The organism is Polaromonas sp. Polasp52 (assembly GCF_059491565.1).
Window position 1 is genome coordinate 281,308 of sequence record NZ_CP168513.1, and the last position, 18,432, is coordinate 299,739.

The window sequence follows — 18,432 nt, forward strand, 5'->3', positions numbered from 1 at the left end:
CGATGTCTGTTGCTTCGGTTTGCGGTCAGCCGGGCTTTATTCGGCCTTGATGTTCGCGGCCTTGATGACCTGCGCCCACTTGGCCACTTCCGCGCGCTGGAACGCGGCGATCTGGGCCGTCGTCATGTTGGCCGGCTCCATGCCGAAGCCCTTGAGTTTTCCCTGCATCTCGGGTTCCGCCAGGATGCGGCCGATTTCCTTGTGCAGGCGATCAACCATGAGAGCGGGCGTTCCCGCCGGCGCAAAAATCGCCTGCCAGGACAGCACCTCGAAATTGGCCAGGCCCGGCAGGCCGGATTCGGCCACCGTCGGCACGTCCGGCATGGATGGCAACCGGTTGGCGGACGTCACCGCGATCGCACGCAGCTTGCCGCTTTGCACATGCGGCGCCGCCACGACGCTGGTGTCGAACATCATGTCGACCTGCCCGCCTATCACGTCCTGGATGGCCGGGCCGCTGCCCTTGTAAGGCACGTGCGTGAACTTCACGCCGGAACGGAAGGCCAGCAGCTCCAGCGAAAGGTGCTGCGAAGTGCCGGTGCCGGCCGAGGCCGACGACAGGCCGCCGCTTTTGCCCTTGCTGGCCTCAATCACGTCCTTCAGGGTTTTGTAGGGGCTGGCCTGGTTGACCACCAGCACCAGCGGGTTGGTGCCTATGAGCGTGACGGGCACAAAGGACTTGATCGGGTCGTAGCCGATCTTGGGATACAGGCTCACGTTGATCGCATGCGAGCTGACCGTGCCGCCCACCAGGGTGTAGCCGTCCGGCGCGGCGCGCGAGCCGACTTCCGAACCGACGCTGCCGCCGGCCCCGGGCTTGTTGTCGACGATGATGGTGGTGCCAAGCGCGGTGCCCAGCTTCTGCCCGATCAGCCGGCCCAGCACGTCGGTGGTGCCGCCCGCGGCAAATGGCACCAGGTAAGTGATGGGCTTGCCGGTCGGCCAGTTGCCCTGCGCGAATGCGGGAAGCGTTGAAAAACCGCCGGCCATGGCGGCCAGCGCGGTATTGAGCAGGGTACGGCGTTGCATCATGATGAGTCCTTAATATGTGTCAGAAAAAATTGCCCGGCGCTTCGCGCGCTCAGGGCATCTCGACAATTTCAATCCAGTTCGGGTTCTTGCCGACGGGCAGGCGCTTGGGCGCGCCCAGCGCGCCGGTGGCGGCATCAATGGCGTACACGGACACACTGTGCGAATCCTGGCCCGCCGCGATCAGGTAGCGTCCCTGCGCATCGATGGCGAAACCGCGCGGGGTCTTTTCAGTGGGCGTCTGTCCTAGAGGCTCCAGCAGGCCGGTGGCGGCGTCGACGCGAAAGGCCGACAACGTGCTGGAGGTCCGCTCCGATGCATACAGGTAGCGGCCGTCTGGCGTGAGGTGCAGGTCGGCGGCCCAGGGTTTTTCGGTAAAGCCGGCCGGCAGCGTGGTCCGGGTCTGCAGCAGCTTGAGCGTGCCGCGCGCGCCGTCCCAGGCGAAGACCTGAAGTTGCGCGTCCAGCTCATTGAGCAGGTAGGCAAAACGCTGCGCCTTGTCCCAGACAAAATGGCGCGGGCCGGATTTCGCCGCGCTGGCAGTCAGCGCGGGGTCGTTGGGCGAGAGCACGCCGGTAGCGGCATCAAAGCGCCAGCTCGAGACGTTGTCGTTGCCCAGGCTCGTGGCCAGCACAAAGCGGTTGGCCGAGTCCGCATGAATGGCGTGCGCATTCGCGATCCCGGGAATCAGTTGCTGGATGGCGCCGACCTTGCCTTCCTTGTCGATGCCATTGACGGTGATCTTGTGGCCGGGATAGGACGCCGCGAAGAGCCAGCGGCCCGTCAGGTCGGTGTCGATGTTGGCCATGCTGTCGGCCAGGGGCGCCTCGCCCAGCTTGCGCAACTTGCCGCTGGCGCCGTCGATGGCGAAGCTCACGGCGCGAAAAGGCTGCGAGCGCAGCGCCGCATAGAGAAAACGCTTGTCCGGGCTCACGGCCATGGGCATCACGGTGCCGCCCACGTTCACGGTCTCCACCGGCCTGAGCGTGCCCTGGGCGCGGTCCAGCTCGAGCACCGAAATCTCCTGGCTGTCGGCATTCGACACATAGACCCAGGTAGCGGCCGAAGCCGCGCCGGCAGCTAGCGTAAAACCGGCCGCCGCCGTCAATTGCAAGGCCAGGCGCAGCGCGCGCAGGCCGGATGGAACGATGGTCATGCTCTGTCTCCTTCTGTTTGTGTTGTGGATGCGGTTCAGGCTCAGGTGACGGGCGCCGGGTTGAACAGCACCAGCGCGTTGTGCAGCTTCCAGTGCTCGGCCCAGGTTTTTTTGCGTCCGCTGGCCACGTCCAGCATGAAGCGGAACAGCTCCCAGCCGACCTCTTCAATCGTGGCGTCGCCGTCGGCGATGCGCCCGGCGTTGATGTCCATCAGGTCGTGCCAGCGCCGCGCCAGGTCGCTGCGCGTGGCCACCTTGATGACCGGCACTTCGGCCAGGCCGTAAGGCGTGCCGCGGCCGGTGGTGAACACATGGATGTTGATGCCCGCGGCCAGCTGCAGCGTGCCGCAAATAAAGTCGCTGGCGGGCGTCGCGGCGTAGATCAGGCCTTTCTGTTTGACCTTCTCGCCGGGCGAGAGCACACCGCTGATGGGCGCGCTGCCCGATTTCACGATGGAGCCCATGGCCTTTTCCACAATGTTGGAAAGGCCGCCTTTTTTGTTGCCCGGCGTGGTGTTGGCGCTGCGGTCCACCTGCCCTTTTTTGAGGTAGGCGTCATACCAGGCCATCTCGCGAATCATGGCGTCAGCCACTTCGGGTGTGCTGGCGCGCGAGGTCAGCTGGTCTATACCGTCGCGCACTTCGGTGGTTTCGGAGAACATCACCGTCGCGCCGGCGCGCACCAGCAGGTCGGTGGCAAAGCCCACCGCCGGGTTCGCCGTCACGCCGGAAAACGCGTCGCTGCCGCCGCACTGCACGCCCACCACCAGCTCGCTGGCAGGGACCGTCTCGCGCTTGCGCGCATTGAGCCGCTCCAGGTGCAGCAAGGCGGTCTGCATGATGGAGTCGATCATGGACATGAAACCGACGTGGTTCTCGGACTGCAGGCAGACCACGTCCAGCACGGCTTCGGCGCTGGTGCCCACGTCGGCCACATTGCGTTCGTCGATGATCTGTATGCTGCCAGGCGGCAGCAGGCGCTCGGGTTGCAGCTTCTCGCAGCCCAGGCTCACCACCATGACCTCGCCGCCGAAGTTGGGGTTCAGGCTGATGTTGCGCAGGGTGCGGATGGGGATGATGGCGTCGGGCGCGTCAATCGCCACGCCGCAGCCGTAGGTGTGCTCCAGCCCCACCACGTCGTCGACATTGGGAAAACGCGGCAGCAGCTCGGCCTTGATGCGCTGGACGGCGAAGTCCACCACGCCGGCCACGCATTGCACCGTGGTGGTGACGGCCAGGATGTTGCGGCTGCCGACCGAGCCGTCCGGGTTGCGAAAGCCTTCGAAGGTATAGCCTTCCAGCGCCGGCAGCGGCTCGGGCCGCACCGTGGCCTTGGGCAGGTTGTCCAGCGTGCGCGCGTCGGGCATCTCCAGCAGCCGCTCATGCACCCAGCTGCCTGCCGGGATGTCTTTCAGCGCGTAGCCAATAGGCACGTTATAGCGCAGCACCGCCGTGCCCTTGGGCAGGTCCACCAGCGCCACCTTGTGGCCCTGGGGCACACGCTCCACCAGCCGCAAGCCGCCCTCAAAAACGCTGCCCTCGGGCAGTCCTCCGTCGTTGGCGACGATCGCGACGTTGTCGCGAGGATGCATGCGGATGTGAAGGGGTGCGGCCATGGCGTGCGATTTCCTTATTGACCGACCGTCATGTAGAGGCTGGGCAGCCACATGGAGAAAGCCGGAATGAACGTGACCAGTGCCAGCGCGAAAATCAGCGCGCCGTAGAAAGGCCAGATGGTGCGCATCACGGTGCCCACGGACACCCCGCCTATAGCGCAGCCCACGAACTGGGTGGTGCCCACGGGCGGCGTGTTCAGGCCCAGCGCGCAGTTGATCAGCAGCACGATGCCGAACTGCACCGAGCTCATGCCGTAATGCTGGGCAATCGGCAGGAAGATAGGGGTGCACAGCAGGATGGTGGCCGCCATGTCCAGGAAGGTGCCCAGCACGAACAGGATGATGTTGATCAGCAGGAAGATCACCCACGGCGTGGTGGTGACCTGCGACAGCATTTGCCCCGTCAGTTCCGCGACACCGTACAGGCTGATGAGGTAGCCGAAGGTGCTGGAAATGCCGATCAGCAGCAGGATGACGCCGGTCGTCTTGACGGCCTTGGAGGCAGCCTTGATGAAGTGCTCCCACTTGAGCGTGCGGTAGACGAAGATGGTCAGCGCCAGCGCATACAGAACCGCCACGGCGGCCGATTCGGTGGCAGTGAAGATGCCCGACAGAATGCCGCCGAGAATCAGCACCACAATCATCAGGCCCGGCAGCGCCGCGGCGAGCGAACGCGCCACGATCGCCCACCCCGGGAAGCTGCCGGCCGGATAGCCGCGTTTCACGGCGACCAGGTAGGCAGCCGCCAGGTTGCAGACGGTCAGGATGGCGGCAGGCAGCAGCGCCGCCAGGATCAGCGCGGCAATGGAAACCTTGCCGCCGGCAGCCAGCGAATAAATGATCAGGTTGTGGCTGGTCGGCATCAGGGCGCCCACCAGTGCGGCATGCGTCGTCACGTTGACGGCGTAGTCGGCGTGGTAGCCCTCTTTCTTCATCATCGGGATCATCACGGCGCCCATGGCCGACACATCCGCCACGGGAGAGCCGGAAACGCCGCCGAACAAGGTGCAGGCCACCACGTTGGACATGCCCAGGCCGCCGCGCACATGGCCGACCAGGTTGCGGGCCAGGTTCACGATGCGGTCGGCGATACCGCCGTACAACATCAGCTCACCGGCGAAGATGAAAAACGGGATCGCGAGAAAGGAAAAAATCCCCATGCCCGAGGTCATCTGCTGGAAACCGACCGCCAGCGGCAAACCTTCATAGAGCAGTGTGGCGAGCGCCGACAGGCCGATGGAAAACGCCACCGGCACGCCCAGCAAAAGAAAGAGCGTGAAGGAAATACAAAGTATCAACAATGGGATAGTCATGATTTTTTTAGCCCCAGGCGGGTTCGACTTCTTGGCCCTTGGCGAGCGCGATGATGTGTTCGATGGAGAACATCACAATGAGAACGCCCGCAATGGTTGCGGGAACATAGCGCCATCCCTCGGAAATCCACAGGGTGGGCAAACGATAGCTCCACACGGACTGGGCCAGTGAGGCGCAGTTGTAGGCCATGGCAGCGCCGAACAGCAACACCAGCGCGTGGATCAGGTATTCCATCTTCAGGCGAATGCTTTCCGGCGCGAGAACCAGAAAGGATTCCAGCCCGATGTGGCCGGCGTCGCGAACGCCCACGGCCGTGCCGAACATCGTGACATACAGCACCAGCAGCAAGGCCAGGCTCTCCGCCCAGGTGGGGGTGTTATTCAGGACATAACGGCCGAAGACCTGCCAGCTGACGGCGCAAATCACCGCCACAAGGCCGAAAATGCCCAGCCACATGCAAGTCCGGGCGAGCCCACGACAAATTTTTGTGTACATAAATAAAGTGCGGAGGTGAAGGCCGCCCCAGAGAAGTTTTTCCAAGCGGCAGGAATGCCGTAAAACGCGCCGGCCGCAAACAGGCCGGCGCGGGATCAGGACTTACTTGGTGTCCTGGATGCGTTTGACGAGGCTCTTGAGCGCCGCGTCGGTGATGAACTTGTCATAAACGGGCTTCATGGCGTTCTGGAAAGACACCTTGTCAACCTGGATAATTTCTGCGCCGCCAGCTTTGACGGTAGCCAGCGATTTTTCCTCGCGCTCATCCCACAGCTTGCGCATGTAAGGCACCGACTCCTTGGCCGCCTGGCGAATCGCCTTCTGGTCGTCAGCGCTCAGGCCGTCCCAGGTGCGCTTGGAGAACAGCAGCATCTCGGGCGCCATCGAATGCTCGGTGATCGAGTAGAACTTGGCCACTTCAAAGTGGCGCGAGCTTTCATACGATGGGTAGTTGTTTTCGGCGGCGTCGACCAGGCCGGTCTTCAGCGCGGTGTAGACCTCGCCGAAGGGCATGGGCGTCGCGTTGGCGCCCATGGCTTCGAGCAGCGAGACCCAGAGGTCCGACTGCTGGACGCGCACTTTCAGGCCTTTCGCATCGGCAAGCGAGCGAACCGGCTTTTTGACCGTGTACAGGTTGCGCGCGCCGCTGTCGTAGTACGCCAGGCCGATAAAGCCCTGGGGCGCGCACGAAGCCAGGATCTGCTCGCCGATCGGGCCGTCAAGCACGTGGCGCATGTGATCCTTGGAGCGGAACAGGAAAGGCATGGTCGGGACCTGCGTTTCGGGGCAGATGTTGTTCATCGGCGCGATGTTCACGCGCGTCATCGCCAGGGCGCCGATCTTGGTCTGCTCGATCGTGTCTTTCTCGCTGCCGAGCGCGCTGTTGTTGAACACCTTGATGCTGTGCTTGCCGTTGGTCAGCACCTTCAGGCGCTCACCCATGAACTTGACGGCCTCAACCGTGGGGTAGCCGTCGGGGTGAATATCCGACGAACGGAATTCCGTGGCAAAACCGGCCAGCGGCATTACCGCCAGGGCGGCAGCGACGGCGAACAGTGTTTTTTTAATCTTCATGTCTCATCCTCTAGGTTGGTGGTGGAAACGGGAACGGAAACTTTTTTGGTGCTTTTAATACAGGCACGCCGGCTCGGGCAGCCCACGCACGCCGGGGCGCAACGCGAACACACCACCGGCCAGCGGCTGGTCAGATAAATCGACACCTTCGGGGCGTATCGACGTCACGAACAGGGTATCCAGCCCGGCGCCGCCGAAGGCGCACATGGCGGGCTTCTTCACAGGAACGGCCAGGGAGCGGTCCAGCTTGCCGGCGGGCGTGAAGCGGTGAATGAGGCCGGCGTCATTGCCGCAGATCCAGTAGCAGCCGTCGGCGTCGACGGCCGCGCCGTCGGGCCGCCCGGGCAGCGGGTTCATGTCGATGAAAAGGCGGCGGTTCGACGGCGTGCCGGTTGTGGTGTCGTAGTCGAAGGCCCAGACCGACTGCACCGAAGGATGCGAGTCGGACAGGTACATGGTGCGGCCGTCGGGGCTGAAGGCCATGCCGTTGGGCGTGATGAAACCCTCCAGCAGCACCTTGAGGCTGTCGCCCTGGTAGCTGTAGATGCTGCCGACGCGCGCGCCGGCCGCCATGTTCATCTGCATGGTGCCGGCCAGGAAGCGCCCCTGCCGGTCGCAGCGGCCGTCGTTAAAACGCATGCCGGCCTGCGCATGGCTCACGCCGGCAAGCCGCTGAAAACCCAGCTGGCCGCCTGCCCCGGGGCTCAGGCGAAAGACACCGCTCTCGGCGCCGGCGATCCAGTCCCGCGTATTACCCAGGCGGGCGATGCAGGCGGGCATTTCAGGGGCCAGCCACTCGGTCAGTGCGGCGTTCGCCACGTTCCAGCGGCACAAACGGCGCGCCGGGATATCGACCCAATACAGCGCCTGCTCGGCAGCGTCCCAGACCGGGCTTTCGCCCACGCCGTTGCGCGCATCCAGAACCAGTTCGGCCTGCAATTCGTTCATGCCGTGCCTGCCGCTTAGTCGCCGAAAGGGCCGGCCACGACAAAGCCGCCGCCCTGGTACTGGGCCACCGGGTCCTTCAGGTCGGGCGCGGGTGTGCGGGCGTAGATGGCCTCGCGAAAGATGTCGGAGCTGTCCTTGGGCACATAGCCGATGTGGCGGGCGCGGCTGTTGTCCCACCAGGTCACGGCGTTGTCGGACATGCCGAACACAATGCTGTGGCCCAGCACCGGCGTGGTGAGGCAGGCGGTGATCAGGCGGTGCAGGTCCTCAAAGCTCAGCCAGGTGGCCAGCATGCGGCGGTCCTTGGGCTCGGCGAAGGAGGAGCCAATGCGCACGCAGGCGGTTTCAATGCCGTAGCGGTCGAAATACAGGCGCGAGAGGTCTTCGCCGAAGGCCTTGCTCAGGCCGTACAGGCCGTCGGGGCGCGGCGGGTGGTCGGCGTTGATGGTCTGGTCCTGGCGGTAAAAGCCGGTGACGTGGTTGGAGCTGGCAAAAACAATGCGCTTGACGCCGTGCTTGCGCGCCGCCTCATATAAGTTATAGGCACCCAGGATGTTGGCCTGCAGGATGGGGCCGAAAGGCCCCTCCACCGAGACGCCGCCCAGGTGGACGATGGCGTCCACGCCCTGGACCATGGTGTGCACCGCGGCGGAGTCCGCCAGGTCGGCCAGAACGACCTCTTCGCCGGCCGCGGCGGCGCCGAAGGGCTGGACGTCCGACAGGCGCAGCACCGAGCAATTGGCCTTCAGGCGCTCGCGCAGGGCCTTGCCCAAACCGCCGGCCGCGCCGGTCAGCAACAGCTTTTCATGAACTTTGATGGTCATTTTTTACGTCCGGGTCCGGTGCCGCGATAAACGCCGACAAACACTGGACTTTTTTTCGGAGTTTGTTAAAGTCAAGCTACAAATGCATCAGTCATAGGTTGTCTGATGACTCGGAATTCTCGGTTTCGCCCCCTAGCTTGTCAATGGTTTTTTAATGGACTCAAGGAAAACCCCTAGTCGCCCGGAAGCAGGCCTTACGCCTGCCTTTCACGAGGAGCTGCCGCGCGTGCGCCGGCCCCGCGGGCTGGTGGGCGAGATCGTTGAAAGCCTGGCCAGCAGCATCCGCGAGGGCCGCCTGCAGCCCGGCGAGAAACTCCCCACCGAAGCCGAAATCATGGCCCGCTTCGACGTCAGCCGCACCGTGGTGCGCGAGTCGCTGTCCAAGCTGCAGGCCTCGGGCCTGGTGGAAACCCGCCACGGCATCGGCACTTTTGTGCTGCAGCCGCAGAACGCCGGCAACTTCAAGATCACCGCCGAGGACTTCGCCACCGTGGCCGACGTGATCTCGGTGCTGGAGCTGCGCATCAGCCTGGAAACCGAGGCCGCGGGCCTGGCCGCCCAGAGGCGGACGCCGGAAAATCTCAAGGCCATGGAGGCCGCCCTGCGCGCCTTCCACGACTCCATCAGCCTGGACTCCGACGCGGTGCCGCCCGACTTCCAGTTCCACATGGAAGTGGCCCGCTCGACCGGCAACCGGCACTTCGCCGACCTGATGACCTACCTGGGCACCATGATCATCCCGCGCACCCGCGTGAACACGGCGCACAGCGCGCCCGAGGGCCGCTTCAACTACCTGCAGCGCGTCAACAGCGAGCACGAAAGCATTTACAACGCCATCCGCAACCAGGACGCCGAGGCGGCGCGCGCCGCCATGCGCACCCACCTGTCCAACAGCCGCGAGCGGCTGCGCCGGGGCAATAACGCGCACACCATGCAGCCGCCCGGGGAGCCCGCGGACACACCGGCCGCCCAGACCCTGGGTACAAACCTGGTTGCATAAAAAATCAGCGAGTTGTACGATAACTGATAAATCAGCTTTATCAACCCACTACAACACGCCCGGTATGCCCGCTTCCCAAGCCACCCAAGCCTCTCCCGTTTCCCCACCCGCCGCTTCACAAACGCCCCGCATCACCCGCGTCCAGGTGATTCCCGTGGCCGGCCAGGACAGCATGCTGCTGAACCTGAGCGGTGCGCACGGCCCCTTCTTCACCCGCAACATCCTGATCCTGACCGACAGCTCCGGCCGCACCGGCGTGGGCGAGGTTCCGGGCGGCGAGAAGATACGCAAGACCCTCAACGATGCCGCCCCCCTCATCGAAGGCCAGTCCATAGGCGACTGGAACCGCATCCTCAACACGCTGCGCACCGCCTTCGCCGACCGCGACAGCGGCGGCCGCGGCAACCAGACCTTTGACCTGCGCGTGGCCATCCACGCCGTGACCGCCGTGGAAAGCGCCCTGCTCGACCTGCTGGGCCAGTTCCTGGGTGTGCCGGTCGCGGCCCTGCTGGGCGAAGGCCAGCAGCGCGACTCGGTGGCCATGCTGGGCTACCTGTTTTATGTCGCCGACCGCAAGAAGACCGACCTGGCCTACGCGTCGGCGCCCGACGCCCAGGACGACTGGCTGCGCTTGCGCCATGAGGCCGCCATGGACGCCAAGGGCATCGTCGCGCTGGCCGAAGCCGCCTACCAACGCTACGGTTTCAAGGACTTCAAGCTCAAGGGCGGCGTGCTGCGCGGCGAGGAAGAAATGGAAGCCATCGTCGCGCTGTCCGAGCGTTTTCCCGAGGCGCGCATCACGCTGGACCCGAACGGCGGCTGGCTGCTCAAGGACGCCATCCGCATCTGCAAGGACCGCCACAAGGAACTGGCTTACGCCGAAGACCCCTGCGGCGCCGAAGGCGTGTTCTCGGGCCGTGAAGTGATGGCGGAATTCCGCCGCGCCACCGGCCTTCCCACCGCCACCAACATGATCGCCACCGACTGGCGTGAGCTCTCGCACACCATCCACCTGCAGTCGGTGGACATCCCCCTGGCCGACCCGCACTTCTGGACCATGCAGGGTTCGGTGCGCGTGGCGCAGGTCTGCCAGACCTGGGGGCTGACCTGGGGCTCGCACTCCAACAACCACTTCGACATTTCGCTGGCCATGTTCACCCACGTGGCCGCCGCCGCGCCGGGCAAGGTCACTGCGATCGACACGCACTGGATCTGGCAGGACGGCCAGCGCCTGACCAAGGCGCCGCTGCAAATCGTCAATGGCGAGGTCGCCGTGCCCAAGCAGCCCGGCCTGGGCGTGGAGCTGGACATGGCCGAGGTCGAAAAAGCCCACCAGCTCTACCTCAAGCACGGCCTGGGCGCGCGCGACGATGCCGTGGCCATGCAATACCTGATCCCGGGCTGGGCCTTCAACAACAAGATGCCCTGCATGGTGCGCTAAACACAGCGGGCTTGCGGGAAGTTAGAGGCTCCCGCAGGTCTTTTTTTGTTTTTGCCATTGGGCGTGGACGTAGCCCAGTCGGGCGCCGGGGGCGGTATACCCCGGCGCCTTTTCCACCAGCGATACCCACCCACAACCATAGCAATATCAGGAGACAAGACATGAAACGCAGAACCCTCTGCAGCCTTGCGGGCGCGACCTTGCTGGCCCTGGCCGGCACGCTGGGCGCGGGCAGCGCGGCGGCACAGACCAAACTCAAATGGGCGCACGTCTACGAGACGTCCGAGTCCTTTCACAAGCAGGCCGTCTGGGCCGCCGATGAAATCAAGAAGAAAACCAATGGCCGCTATGTGGTCGAGGTCTTCCCGGCCTCATCGCTGGGCAAGGAAACCGAGATCAACCAGGGCCTGACACTGGGCACGGTGGACATCATCTACACCGGCGCCGCCTTTGCCGGCCGCGCCTACCCGCCGCTGTCGATTGCCGCCGCGCCTTTTGTGTTTCGCGACTACAACCACTTCCAGGCTTTCCGCAACGGCCCCATCTTCCAGGAACTGGCCCAGGGTTATGCAAGCAAGACCGGCGGCCAGCACATCGCGGGCTACACCTATTACGGCCTGCGCCACATGACCTCTAACAAGGTCATCTTCAAGCCCGAGGACATGAAGGGCCTCAAGCTGCGTGTGCCCGATGCGCCGCTGTTCGTGATGTTCCCCAAGGCGGTCGGCGCCAACCCCACGCCCATCGCCTTTGCCGAGGTCTACCTGGCACTGCAGAACGGCACCGTCGATGCGCAGGAAAACCCGTTGCCGACCATCGAGGCCAAGAAGTTTTATGAAGTGCAGAAGTACATCACGCTGACGGGCCACATCACCGAATCGCTGGTGACCGCCGTCTCGGGCTCGGTCTGGTCCAAGCTCAGCGACGCCGACAAGAAGATATTCGACCAAGTGCTGTGGGAAGCGTCCAGCCGCGCCAGCCAGGACATCGTCGACGCGGAAAACCGCTTGGTTGCCGAGTTCGAGAAAAAGGGCAAGACCGTCAACAAGGTGGACCGCGCGCCTTTCGCGGCCGCCGTGCTGCCTTCGCTGACCGCCGCCGACGCACCTTGGCCCAAGAGCCTGTACGAGCGCATCCAGGCCATCAAGTAGGCGGGAAGGAAGCCCCATGAAACGCCGTTCCCTTATCCAGTCCATGCTGGCCGGTGCCGCCCTGCCCGCCTGGGCCCAAGGCGCATGGCCTTCGGCCAAGCCCGTGGTCATCGTCGTGCCCTTTCCCGCGGGCGGCTCCACCGACATGGTGGCGCGTGCACTCGCGCTGCAGCTGCAGGCCAGGCTGGGCGGTAGCTTCGTCGTCGACAACCGGCCGGGCGCTACCGGCACCATAGGCGCCGGCCAGGTCAAGCGCGCGCCCGCCGACGGCTACACGCTGCTGGTGTCCTCGCTGGGCGCTTTTGTCGTCGCGCCGCACCTGCTCAAGGGCGTGCCCTATGACGCCACCAAGGACTTCGACTACATCAGCGTGCCGGTGCAGGCGCCCAATGTGCTGGTCGCCAATGCCGCGCGGCCCGAACGCAGCCTGGACGATGTGCTGGCGCTGCTGCGCAAAACGCCGGGCAAGGTCTCGTTCGCGAGTTCGGGCAACGGTTCGTCCGACCACCTGTCGGCCGAGCTCTTCTGGCAGCAGTCCAAAACCGAAGGCGTGCACGTGCCCTACAAGGGCGGCGCCCCGGCGGTCAACGACCTGCTGGGCAACCAGGTCGACTTCTCGTTCCAGAACGTCAATGCCGTGCTGCCGCACATACGCGCGGGCAAGCTGCGCGCCATCGCCGTCACCGGCGACAAACGCTCGCCCGTGCTGCCCGACGTGCCGACCCTGGCCGAGGCCGGCGTGAAGGGTGCCGAGGTGTATTCGTGGCAAGGCATGGCCGCGCCCAAAGGCTTGCCTGCCGCTACCAAGAAGGCAATTAGCGACGCGGTGGTTGCCGCCATGCAGGACCCTGAACTCAAAAAACGCATGCTGGACCAGGGACTGGAAGTCGTCGCCAGCACGCCCGAAGAATTCACCGCCTTCCAGCTGCGTGAATGGGCGCGCTGGAAGACCTTGATAGAGACCCGCCGCATCACCGCCGATTGAGGCGCCGGGCCCTGCCCCCAAAAACCATGTCCTCACCTTCTCCCCGGCGGCTGCGCATCGCCGCCATAGGCGCGGGCCTCGGGTCCGCGCCGCATTTCCACAGCCTGCGGGACCTGGCCGGCGAAGCCGAGCTGGTTTATGTTTATGGCCGCAGCGCCGAACGGCTGGTGGGTGTGCAAGTGCCCACCGGCACGCGCAAGACCACGCGGCTGGAAGACATCCTCGAAGATTCCGACCTTGAAGCCGTGCTGGTGCTGACGCCGCCCAACACGCATCTTGAGATCGTGCGGCGCGCCGCGCGCGCGGGCAAACATGTGCTGGTCGAAAAGCCGCTGGAGATAGACCTGAACCGCGCCAACGCACTGGTCGAGTGCTGCGAGCAGGCCGGCGTCACGCTGGCCGTGATGCTGCAGCACCGCCTGCGCGAAGCGGCGGTAGCGCTGCGCGCCTTGATGGCTTCGGGCGAGCTGGGACAGCTCGTGAGCGCCAGCGCAACTGTGCGCTGGTGGCGGCCGCAAAGTTACTACGACGAACCCGGGCGCGGCACGCTGGCGCGTGACGGCGGCGGCGTGCTGATCACGCAGGCCATACACACGCTGGATCTGCTGCTGGATTTGATCGGCATGCCGGCACGCGTGACCGGCGCAGCGAGCACCAGTGCCGTGCACCGCATGGAAGGCGAGGACACGGCCGCCGCGCTGCTGCATTACCAAAGCGGCGCGGTGGCGGTGCTGCAAGCCACGACGGCGGCCTACCCGGGCTTTCCCGAGCGCATCGAACTCAACTTCACGCGCGGCACGGCGACGCTCGAAGGTGGCGAAATGCGGGCCGCTTTCCAGGACGGCAGGAGCGTGAGCGCCGGCGGTCGCCAGGCTTCGGGCGGCGGCGCGGACCCCATGGCCTTCGACCACGCCGCGCACAAAACCGTGCTGCAGGATTTCATACGCGCGGTGAAAACCGGCACGACGCCCGCCGTCAGCGGACGCTCCGCACTGGGTGTGCAACAAGTGATAGAAGCCGTCATGGCATCGTCACGATCCGGCGCCGCGGAGGCCTTGCATTCGCAAGCAATTCTTCCCATGATGTAGCTGCGGGGCCGTCGTCCAGACGTGGCGGGCATGTGCAGCTATAAAACTCGTAGCAGTCAGGAAATTGCGTTATATTTGGTCCCGACGATAGAAGCTTTTTGCTTAACGACTACCTGTGACCGGATTGTGACCGAGGAGATGAGCTGATGAGCGCCAAAGAAAATGCAGCGGTAGGCCAGCTACTTGAATTGCTGGAAGCACGCTACGCATTGCGCGTGTTGTGGGCGCTCAAAGACGGCCATCCCCAGACCTTTCGCCTGCTGCAGGACAGCGTCGGCAACATCACGCCCAACACCCTCAACACCCGCATCAAGGAATTGCGCGCGGCCGGCCTGATCGGCCACGGCAATGAAGGCTACATCGTCACCACGCTGGGCGCCGACCTGCTCAAGCGCCTGAATGACCTGCAGGCCTTCGCCGGCAAATGGGTGCTCAGCCAGGCCAAAAAACCCAAGCCCTGAACTTCGCCGGTTCCACAAAAAAGCGGCCACCTGGTCGCTTTTTTCATGGCGGGCTGCGCCCTCCCCCTAGTCCACCGCGGCGCCCGACCGCCTCACCGCATCGCCCCACAGCGTCATATTGCTCGCGATGTGTTTGGCCAATTCTTCCGGCGTGCCGGGCGCGACCTCGGCGCCGCGCGACTGCAATTGCGCGCGCAACTCGGGATCGGCCAGTGCCTTGTGGATCGCGTCATTCAGCCGGTTGACGATGGGGCGCGGCGTTCCGGCCGGCACAAAAATCGCGTCCCATGCGCTGACGTCGAAGCCTGGCAGGCCCGACTCCGCGATGGTGGGCAGCTCGGGCCAGCCCGCGACGCGCGTGGCCGTGGTCACCGCCAGCGGCTTGACGCGCCCGCCCTTGGCCTGGGGCGCGGCATTGGGCATCACCTCGATCATCATGTCGACCTGCCCGCCCATCAGGTCGGTCATGGCCTGCGCGCCGCCGCGGTAGGGAATGTGCACCACCGCTAGGCCCGCGCGCGACTTGTAGATCTCGCCGGCCAGGTGCGAAGTCGTGCCGTTGCCGGCCGAGCCGAAGGTGTATTTGCCCGGATTGGCCTTGAGCAGTTTGGTGAGCTCGGCCATGGAGTTGACCTGCAGCGTGGGCCGCACCACCACCATGGCCGCGATGCGCGTGAGCTGGCTCACCGGTTCGAAGTCGCGCACGCTGAAACCCGGCGACTTGTAGATCGCATGGTTGATGGCATGCGTGCCGTTGGTGCCGTAGAGCAAGGTGTAGCCGTCGGCCGGCGCCTTGGCCGCGGCCGCGCTGCCCACGTTGCCGCCGGCACCGCCCAGGTTTTCCACCACGATGGGCTGGCCCAGTTCCTTGGCCGCGCGCAGCATCACCAGGCGCGCCAGTGTGTCGCCACCGCCGCCGGCCGGAAAGGGCACGACCAGCTTGATGGGTTTGTTGGGATAAGTCACTGCCGGCTGGGCCTGGGCGGCAGGTGCCATCAGGGCTAGCGCGGCCACTACGGCGGCATGAGCCAGCAGCAGGCGGCGAAGCCAAAAAGCCGACGGCGGCGAGCAATGGGGCATATGGCAGAGCAGCAAATTCATCGTGTCTCCTGGGAAATATGTACGCCGGGACAAGGCATAAAATTCTTAGTCATCTTATTTTATTGCACGCAATAACATCAACAAATAGCTAGTTAACCCTAGGTCACGCTATTTTTGCATGCAATAATTTGAAAACCATTCCACCAGAATCCCCGCATGTCCTCGCAGATCGACTACACCACCCACGAATTGAGGCGAAGAATCCTCAGCGGCCAGGCCGCGCCCGGCGAACGCATGGTGGAACTCGAGCTTTCCGCCCAGCTGGCCGTCTCGCGCACACCCATACGCATTGCGCTCGGCGAGCTTGAAAAGGAAGGCCTGCTGGAGCGCCTGCCGACGCGCGGCTTTCGCGTGCGGCAGTTCAGTGTGGACGAAATCGCCAACGCTGTCGATGTGCGCGGCGTGCTCGAAGGCATGGCGGCGCGGCAGGCGGCCGAGCGCGGCATCAGCCCCGAGACCCAGGCAGAGCTGCGGGCCTGCATCGCTGAGGGCCGGCTGCTGCTGGAGAAAGCCGCCGCCGCCGGCCATGTAATCGACGCGGCCCGCTGGGTACCCATGAATGCGCGCTTTCACGCCGCGCTGGTGGACGCCGCCGGCAACAGCACGCTGGTTTCGGCCCTTGCGCATGTGAGCAAAACTCCCATGGCCGGCGCCGGCGCGCTGAGCCTGAACGGCTCGCTGCCGCTGCTGGAGTTCGGCTTCATCCAGCGCGCCCAGAGCGACCACGAGGACGTGCTGGCCGCCCTGCTGGCCGGCGAAGGCGCGCGCGCCGAGGCGCTGATGCGCGAACACGCCCACCGCAGCCGGGACAACAAGCGCGAACTCATGGCGCGCCTGCAAAAACGCGCGGCAGCGTAAGTCATCCCCTCGCCGGCCAGCGTGCCGCCCAGGGCTCCAGCGGCACGCGTGCCGCATTGCACACATAGCTGATCGCGTGGTACCAGCCGGCCAGCATCAGCAGTTCTATGAGCTGGGGCGGCGACCACAGGCCTGCCAGTTCCTGCCATAGCGCATCGCTCACCGTGCTGCTGTCGTGCAACTCATCGACCAGTTGCAGCAAGAGCCTGTCGCGCTGCGCCAGGCCCCGGCCACCGGAGGCCGGATCGGCAATCGCGGCCGTGTCCGCGTCGCTGAAGCCCGCCGTCCGGCCGAAGGCGCTGACATGCACACCCCATTCATACTCGGCCCCGCAGCGCGCGCAGACGCGGTTGATCACCAGCTCGCGGTCGCGCAGGGACAGGCTGGCGCTGGTGCCGAGCAGATACCCGCCCCATGAAGGCATGCGCTCCAGCAGTTTGGGGTTGACGGCCAGCACACGAAACAACGCCAGCACGTTGGGCGCGGCGGGCGGCGTGATTTTCTTGAGCAGCGCGTCCTGCTCCGGGGTGTAAGGCGGCTCCAGCGGCGCGATGCGCGGCGGGGCTGCGGTGGCGTTTGTCATTTGGGCCATGGTGATAGGTTTCCTGTTGTGTAGAGGGATCAGGGCTTCAATTCGCTACGGATTCCGTAGCGTGCGACAACTATATCGCTACGCATTCCGTAGCAACCGTCGCGGACACGACAGGTGCAGCCCCTACAATCCGGGGCATGACTTCCACGCTACCCCTTCCCGGCAAACCGGTCCGCGGCTCCGCCACGGGCCGGCCCGTGATGGCGCTGCTGGACCTGCTGGGCCGCCGCGGCACGCTGCGGCTGCTGTGGGAGCTGCGCGACGGGCAGGCGCAAAATTTCCGGCAATTGGCAGCAAGCGCCGGAAACATGTCGCCTTCGGTCATGAACGACCGGCTCAAGGAGTTGCGCGAAGCGCGGCTGGTCGAACTCGGGAGCGGCGGCTACGGCCTCACCGCCACGGGCAGCGGCCTGCTGCACAAGCTCAAACCGCTCCACCAGTGGGCAGAAGAATGGGCCGCCCAGGACGCATAAGCCAAGCCGGCCGCCCTGCCCCCCGGCGGCCAAAACTTTCGTAGCCAAAACTGAAGCCCTTGTCTTGAAAAGGGCTTTGCCATCCCCAGTTGGGAACCTTACCAACACCAACCCTGTTGCCTCGCATGTCTGAAAACACACAACCCGAACAAAATCAAAACCTTAGCGGTGAACCCAGCCCTGAAGAACTGGAAGCGGCGCAGGCCGCCAACGAGTTTGACGCGCTGACCGTGGCCCAGGCCGAAGTCGCCACGCTGCAGGCCAAAAACACCGAGCTGGCCGACAGCTACCTGCGCGCCAAGGCCGAGACCGAAAACGCCCGCCGCCGTGCCGACGAGGACGTGGCCAAGGCCCGCAAGTTCGCGCTGGAGAGTTTTGCCGAAAGCCTGCTGCCGGTGGCCGACAGCCTGGAAGCCGGCCTGGCCATCAAGGAAGCCACGCCCGAGCAGATCCGCGAAGGCGCCGAAGCCACGCTCAAGCAGCTCAAGAGCGCGCTCGAGCGCAACAAGGTGGTGGCCATAGATCCCCCCGCCGGCACCAAGTTCGACCCCGCCCAGCACCAGGCCATCAGCATGGTGCCGGCCGACCAGGAAGCCAACACCGTGGTCAGCGTGCTGCAAAAAGGCTATCTGATCGCCGAGCGCGTGCTGCGCCCCGCGCTGGTCACGGTGGCAGCCCCCAAATAAACAAACGAATGCAAAAACATGTTGAGGCCCTTGAAGCCCATCAACTTACCCACAAGTTATCAACATAGTCATTCACAGCGGCCAGGAAGAAACCCCGGCCACACCACTTTTCATCTTCACGAATCAAAAAAGCAGGAGTA

The 18,432-nt window shown here is 64.8% G+C and carries 19 protein-coding genes; 9 read left to right on the plus strand and 10 right to left on the minus strand.

Going from position 1 to position 18,432, the window contains the following annotated elements; all coding sequences use genetic code 11:
* Positions 1–36: 36 nt before the first annotated feature.
* From ACEN9P_RS01395 to ACEN9P_RS01430, 8 genes are all read right to left on the minus strand, one after another.
* Complete coding sequence (locus ACEN9P_RS01395) at positions 37–1,029, minus strand: Bug family tripartite tricarboxylate transporter substrate binding protein (protein ID WP_495622119.1); 993 nt, start codon at positions 1,027–1,029, stop codon at positions 37–39.
* Positions 1,030–1,081: 52 nt separating this feature from the next.
* On the minus strand, positions 1,082–2,185 hold the full coding sequence (locus tag ACEN9P_RS01400; RefSeq protein ID WP_477663978.1) for a lactonase family protein: 1,104 nt from the start codon (positions 2,183–2,185) through the stop codon (positions 1,082–1,084).
* A gap of 41 nt (positions 2,186–2,226) precedes the next feature.
* Positions 2,227–3,801 (minus strand): galactarate dehydratase, encoded by a 1,575-nt coding sequence (gene garD, locus ACEN9P_RS01405; RefSeq protein ID WP_495620875.1) that lies wholly within the window; start codon positions 3,799–3,801, stop codon positions 2,227–2,229.
* 14 nt (positions 3,802–3,815) lie between these two features.
* Complete coding sequence (locus ACEN9P_RS01410; protein WP_477663980.1) at positions 3,816–5,114, minus strand: TRAP transporter large permease; 1,299 nt, start codon at positions 5,112–5,114, stop codon at positions 3,816–3,818.
* A 7-nt stretch (positions 5,115–5,121) separates the two neighbouring features.
* Positions 5,122–5,610 carry a TRAP transporter small permease gene (locus tag ACEN9P_RS01415; RefSeq protein ID WP_477664013.1) on the minus strand — a complete coding sequence of 163 codons (489 nt, stop codon included), beginning with the start codon at positions 5,608–5,610 and terminating at the stop codon, positions 5,122–5,124.
* Positions 5,611–5,712: 102 nt separating this feature from the next.
* Entirely contained in the window at positions 5,713–6,684 is a 972-nt protein-coding gene (locus ACEN9P_RS01420; RefSeq protein WP_477663981.1) for a TRAP transporter substrate-binding protein, read from the minus strand.
* Positions 6,685–6,738: 54 nt separating this feature from the next.
* The gene (locus ACEN9P_RS01425; protein WP_477663982.1) at positions 6,739–7,632 is read right to left on the minus strand and encodes an SMP-30/gluconolactonase/LRE family protein; all 894 of its coding nucleotides are present in this window, start codon (positions 7,630–7,632) and stop codon (positions 6,739–6,741) included.
* Positions 7,633–7,646: 14 nt separating this feature from the next.
* The gene (locus ACEN9P_RS01430) at positions 7,647–8,456 is read right to left on the minus strand and encodes an NAD-dependent epimerase/dehydratase family protein (RefSeq protein ID WP_495620876.1); all 810 of its coding nucleotides are present in this window, start codon (positions 8,454–8,456) and stop codon (positions 7,647–7,649) included.
* 154 nt (positions 8,457–8,610) lie between these two features.
* On the opposite strand from ACEN9P_RS01430, the gene ACEN9P_RS01435 reads away from it, so the two are divergent.
* The 6 genes from ACEN9P_RS01435 (at position 8,611) to ACEN9P_RS01460 (ending at position 14,582) form a co-directional block, all read left to right on the plus strand.
* Positions 8,611–9,456 (plus strand): FadR/GntR family transcriptional regulator, encoded by an 846-nt coding sequence (locus ACEN9P_RS01435; protein WP_477663984.1) that lies wholly within the window; start codon positions 8,611–8,613, stop codon positions 9,454–9,456.
* 64 nt (positions 9,457–9,520) lie between these two features.
* Positions 9,521–10,897: a glucarate dehydratase gene (gene gudD, locus ACEN9P_RS01440; RefSeq protein ID WP_477663985.1), complete on the plus strand. Its 1,377-nt coding sequence runs from the start codon at positions 9,521–9,523 to the stop codon at positions 10,895–10,897.
* A 161-nt stretch (positions 10,898–11,058) separates the two neighbouring features.
* Positions 11,059–12,048 (plus strand): sialic acid TRAP transporter substrate-binding protein SiaP, encoded by a 990-nt coding sequence (locus tag ACEN9P_RS01445; protein WP_007868596.1) that lies wholly within the window; start codon positions 11,059–11,061, stop codon positions 12,046–12,048.
* A gap of 16 nt (positions 12,049–12,064) precedes the next feature.
* Positions 12,065–13,033 (plus strand): Bug family tripartite tricarboxylate transporter substrate binding protein, encoded by a 969-nt coding sequence (locus ACEN9P_RS01450; protein ID WP_495620877.1) that lies wholly within the window; start codon positions 12,065–12,067, stop codon positions 13,031–13,033.
* 26 nt (positions 13,034–13,059) lie between these two features.
* Positions 13,060–14,121, plus strand: coding sequence for a Gfo/Idh/MocA family protein (locus ACEN9P_RS01455; protein ID WP_495620878.1), 1,062 nt, complete (start codon positions 13,060–13,062; stop codon positions 14,119–14,121).
* Between the two features lie 146 nt (positions 14,122–14,267).
* Positions 14,268–14,582, plus strand: coding sequence for a winged helix-turn-helix transcriptional regulator (locus ACEN9P_RS01460; RefSeq protein WP_477663988.1), 315 nt, complete (start codon positions 14,268–14,270; stop codon positions 14,580–14,582).
* Positions 14,583–14,648: 66 nt separating this feature from the next.
* On the opposite strand, the gene ACEN9P_RS01465 is transcribed toward ACEN9P_RS01460, so the two are convergent.
* Complete coding sequence (locus tag ACEN9P_RS01465) at positions 14,649–15,683, minus strand: Bug family tripartite tricarboxylate transporter substrate binding protein (RefSeq protein ID WP_477663989.1); 1,035 nt, start codon at positions 15,681–15,683, stop codon at positions 14,649–14,651.
* Positions 15,684–15,839: 156 nt separating this feature from the next.
* Between ACEN9P_RS01465 and ACEN9P_RS01470 the strand changes: the two genes are divergently transcribed.
* Positions 15,840–16,541 (plus strand): GntR family transcriptional regulator, encoded by a 702-nt coding sequence (locus ACEN9P_RS01470; RefSeq protein ID WP_495620879.1) that lies wholly within the window; start codon positions 15,840–15,842, stop codon positions 16,539–16,541.
* A gap of 1 nt (position 16,542) precedes the next feature.
* Here the strand turns inward: ACEN9P_RS01470 and ACEN9P_RS01475 are convergent, their stop codons facing one another.
* Positions 16,543–17,133, minus strand: a complete 591-nt coding sequence (locus tag ACEN9P_RS01475) for a carboxymuconolactone decarboxylase family protein (RefSeq protein WP_477663991.1) — start codon at positions 17,131–17,133, stop codon at positions 16,543–16,545.
* A gap of 137 nt (positions 17,134–17,270) precedes the next feature.
* Between ACEN9P_RS01475 and ACEN9P_RS01480 the strand changes: the two genes are divergently transcribed.
* Together ACEN9P_RS01480 and grpE are read left to right on the plus strand one after the other, a co-directional pair.
* Positions 17,271–17,606: a winged helix-turn-helix transcriptional regulator gene (locus tag ACEN9P_RS01480; protein WP_074575048.1), complete on the plus strand. Its 336-nt coding sequence runs from the start codon at positions 17,271–17,273 to the stop codon at positions 17,604–17,606.
* Positions 17,607–17,731: 125 nt separating this feature from the next.
* Positions 17,732–18,292: a nucleotide exchange factor GrpE gene (grpE, locus tag ACEN9P_RS01485; protein ID WP_477663992.1), complete on the plus strand. Its 561-nt coding sequence runs from the start codon at positions 17,732–17,734 to the stop codon at positions 18,290–18,292.
* Positions 18,293–18,432 lie beyond the last annotated feature (140 nt).

What these genes read in the sequence shown, in the direction of transcription:
- ACEN9P_RS01395 (WP_495622119.1), bottom strand. Translation starts at nt 1,029, where the DNA reads ATGCAACGCCGTACCCTGCTCAATACCGCGCTGGCCGCCATGGCCGGC.
- ACEN9P_RS01400 (WP_477663978.1), bottom strand. Translation starts at nt 2,185, where the DNA reads ATGACCATCGTTCCATCCGGCCTGCGCGCGCTGCGCCTGGCCTTGCAA.
- garD (WP_495620875.1), bottom strand. Translation starts at nt 3,801, where the DNA reads ATGGCCGCACCCCTTCACATCCGCATGCATCCTCGCGACAACGTCGCG.
- ACEN9P_RS01410 (WP_477663980.1), bottom strand. Translation starts at nt 5,114, where the DNA reads ATGACTATCCCATTGTTGATACTTTGTATTTCCTTCACGCTCTTTCTT.
- ACEN9P_RS01415 (WP_477664013.1), bottom strand. Translation starts at nt 5,610, where the DNA reads ATGTACACAAAAATTTGTCGTGGGCTCGCCCGGACTTGCATGTGGCTG.
- ACEN9P_RS01420 (WP_477663981.1), bottom strand. Translation starts at nt 6,684, where the DNA reads ATGAAGATTAAAAAAACACTGTTCGCCGTCGCTGCCGCCCTGGCGGTA.
- ACEN9P_RS01425 (WP_477663982.1), bottom strand. Translation starts at nt 7,632, where the DNA reads ATGAACGAATTGCAGGCCGAACTGGTTCTGGATGCGCGCAACGGCGTG.
- ACEN9P_RS01430 (WP_495620876.1), bottom strand. Translation starts at nt 8,456, where the DNA reads ATGACCATCAAAGTTCATGAAAAGCTGTTGCTGACCGGCGCGGCCGGC.
- ACEN9P_RS01435 (WP_477663984.1), top strand. Translation starts at nt 8,611, where the DNA reads ATGGACTCAAGGAAAACCCCTAGTCGCCCGGAAGCAGGCCTTACGCCT.
- gudD (WP_477663985.1), top strand. Translation starts at nt 9,521, where the DNA reads ATGCCCGCTTCCCAAGCCACCCAAGCCTCTCCCGTTTCCCCACCCGCC.
- ACEN9P_RS01445 (WP_007868596.1), top strand. Translation starts at nt 11,059, where the DNA reads ATGAAACGCAGAACCCTCTGCAGCCTTGCGGGCGCGACCTTGCTGGCC.
- ACEN9P_RS01450 (WP_495620877.1), top strand. Translation starts at nt 12,065, where the DNA reads ATGAAACGCCGTTCCCTTATCCAGTCCATGCTGGCCGGTGCCGCCCTG.
- ACEN9P_RS01455 (WP_495620878.1), top strand. Translation starts at nt 13,060, where the DNA reads ATGTCCTCACCTTCTCCCCGGCGGCTGCGCATCGCCGCCATAGGCGCG.
- ACEN9P_RS01460 (WP_477663988.1), top strand. Translation starts at nt 14,268, where the DNA reads ATGAGCGCCAAAGAAAATGCAGCGGTAGGCCAGCTACTTGAATTGCTG.
- ACEN9P_RS01465 (WP_477663989.1), bottom strand. Translation starts at nt 15,683, where the DNA reads ATGAATTTGCTGCTCTGCCATATGCCCCATTGCTCGCCGCCGTCGGCT.
- ACEN9P_RS01470 (WP_495620879.1), top strand. Translation starts at nt 15,840, where the DNA reads ATGTCCTCGCAGATCGACTACACCACCCACGAATTGAGGCGAAGAATC.
- ACEN9P_RS01475 (WP_477663991.1), bottom strand. Translation starts at nt 17,133, where the DNA reads ATGGCCCAAATGACAAACGCCACCGCAGCCCCGCCGCGCATCGCGCCG.
- ACEN9P_RS01480 (WP_074575048.1), top strand. Translation starts at nt 17,271, where the DNA reads ATGACTTCCACGCTACCCCTTCCCGGCAAACCGGTCCGCGGCTCCGCC.
- grpE (WP_477663992.1), top strand. Translation starts at nt 17,732, where the DNA reads ATGTCTGAAAACACACAACCCGAACAAAATCAAAACCTTAGCGGTGAA.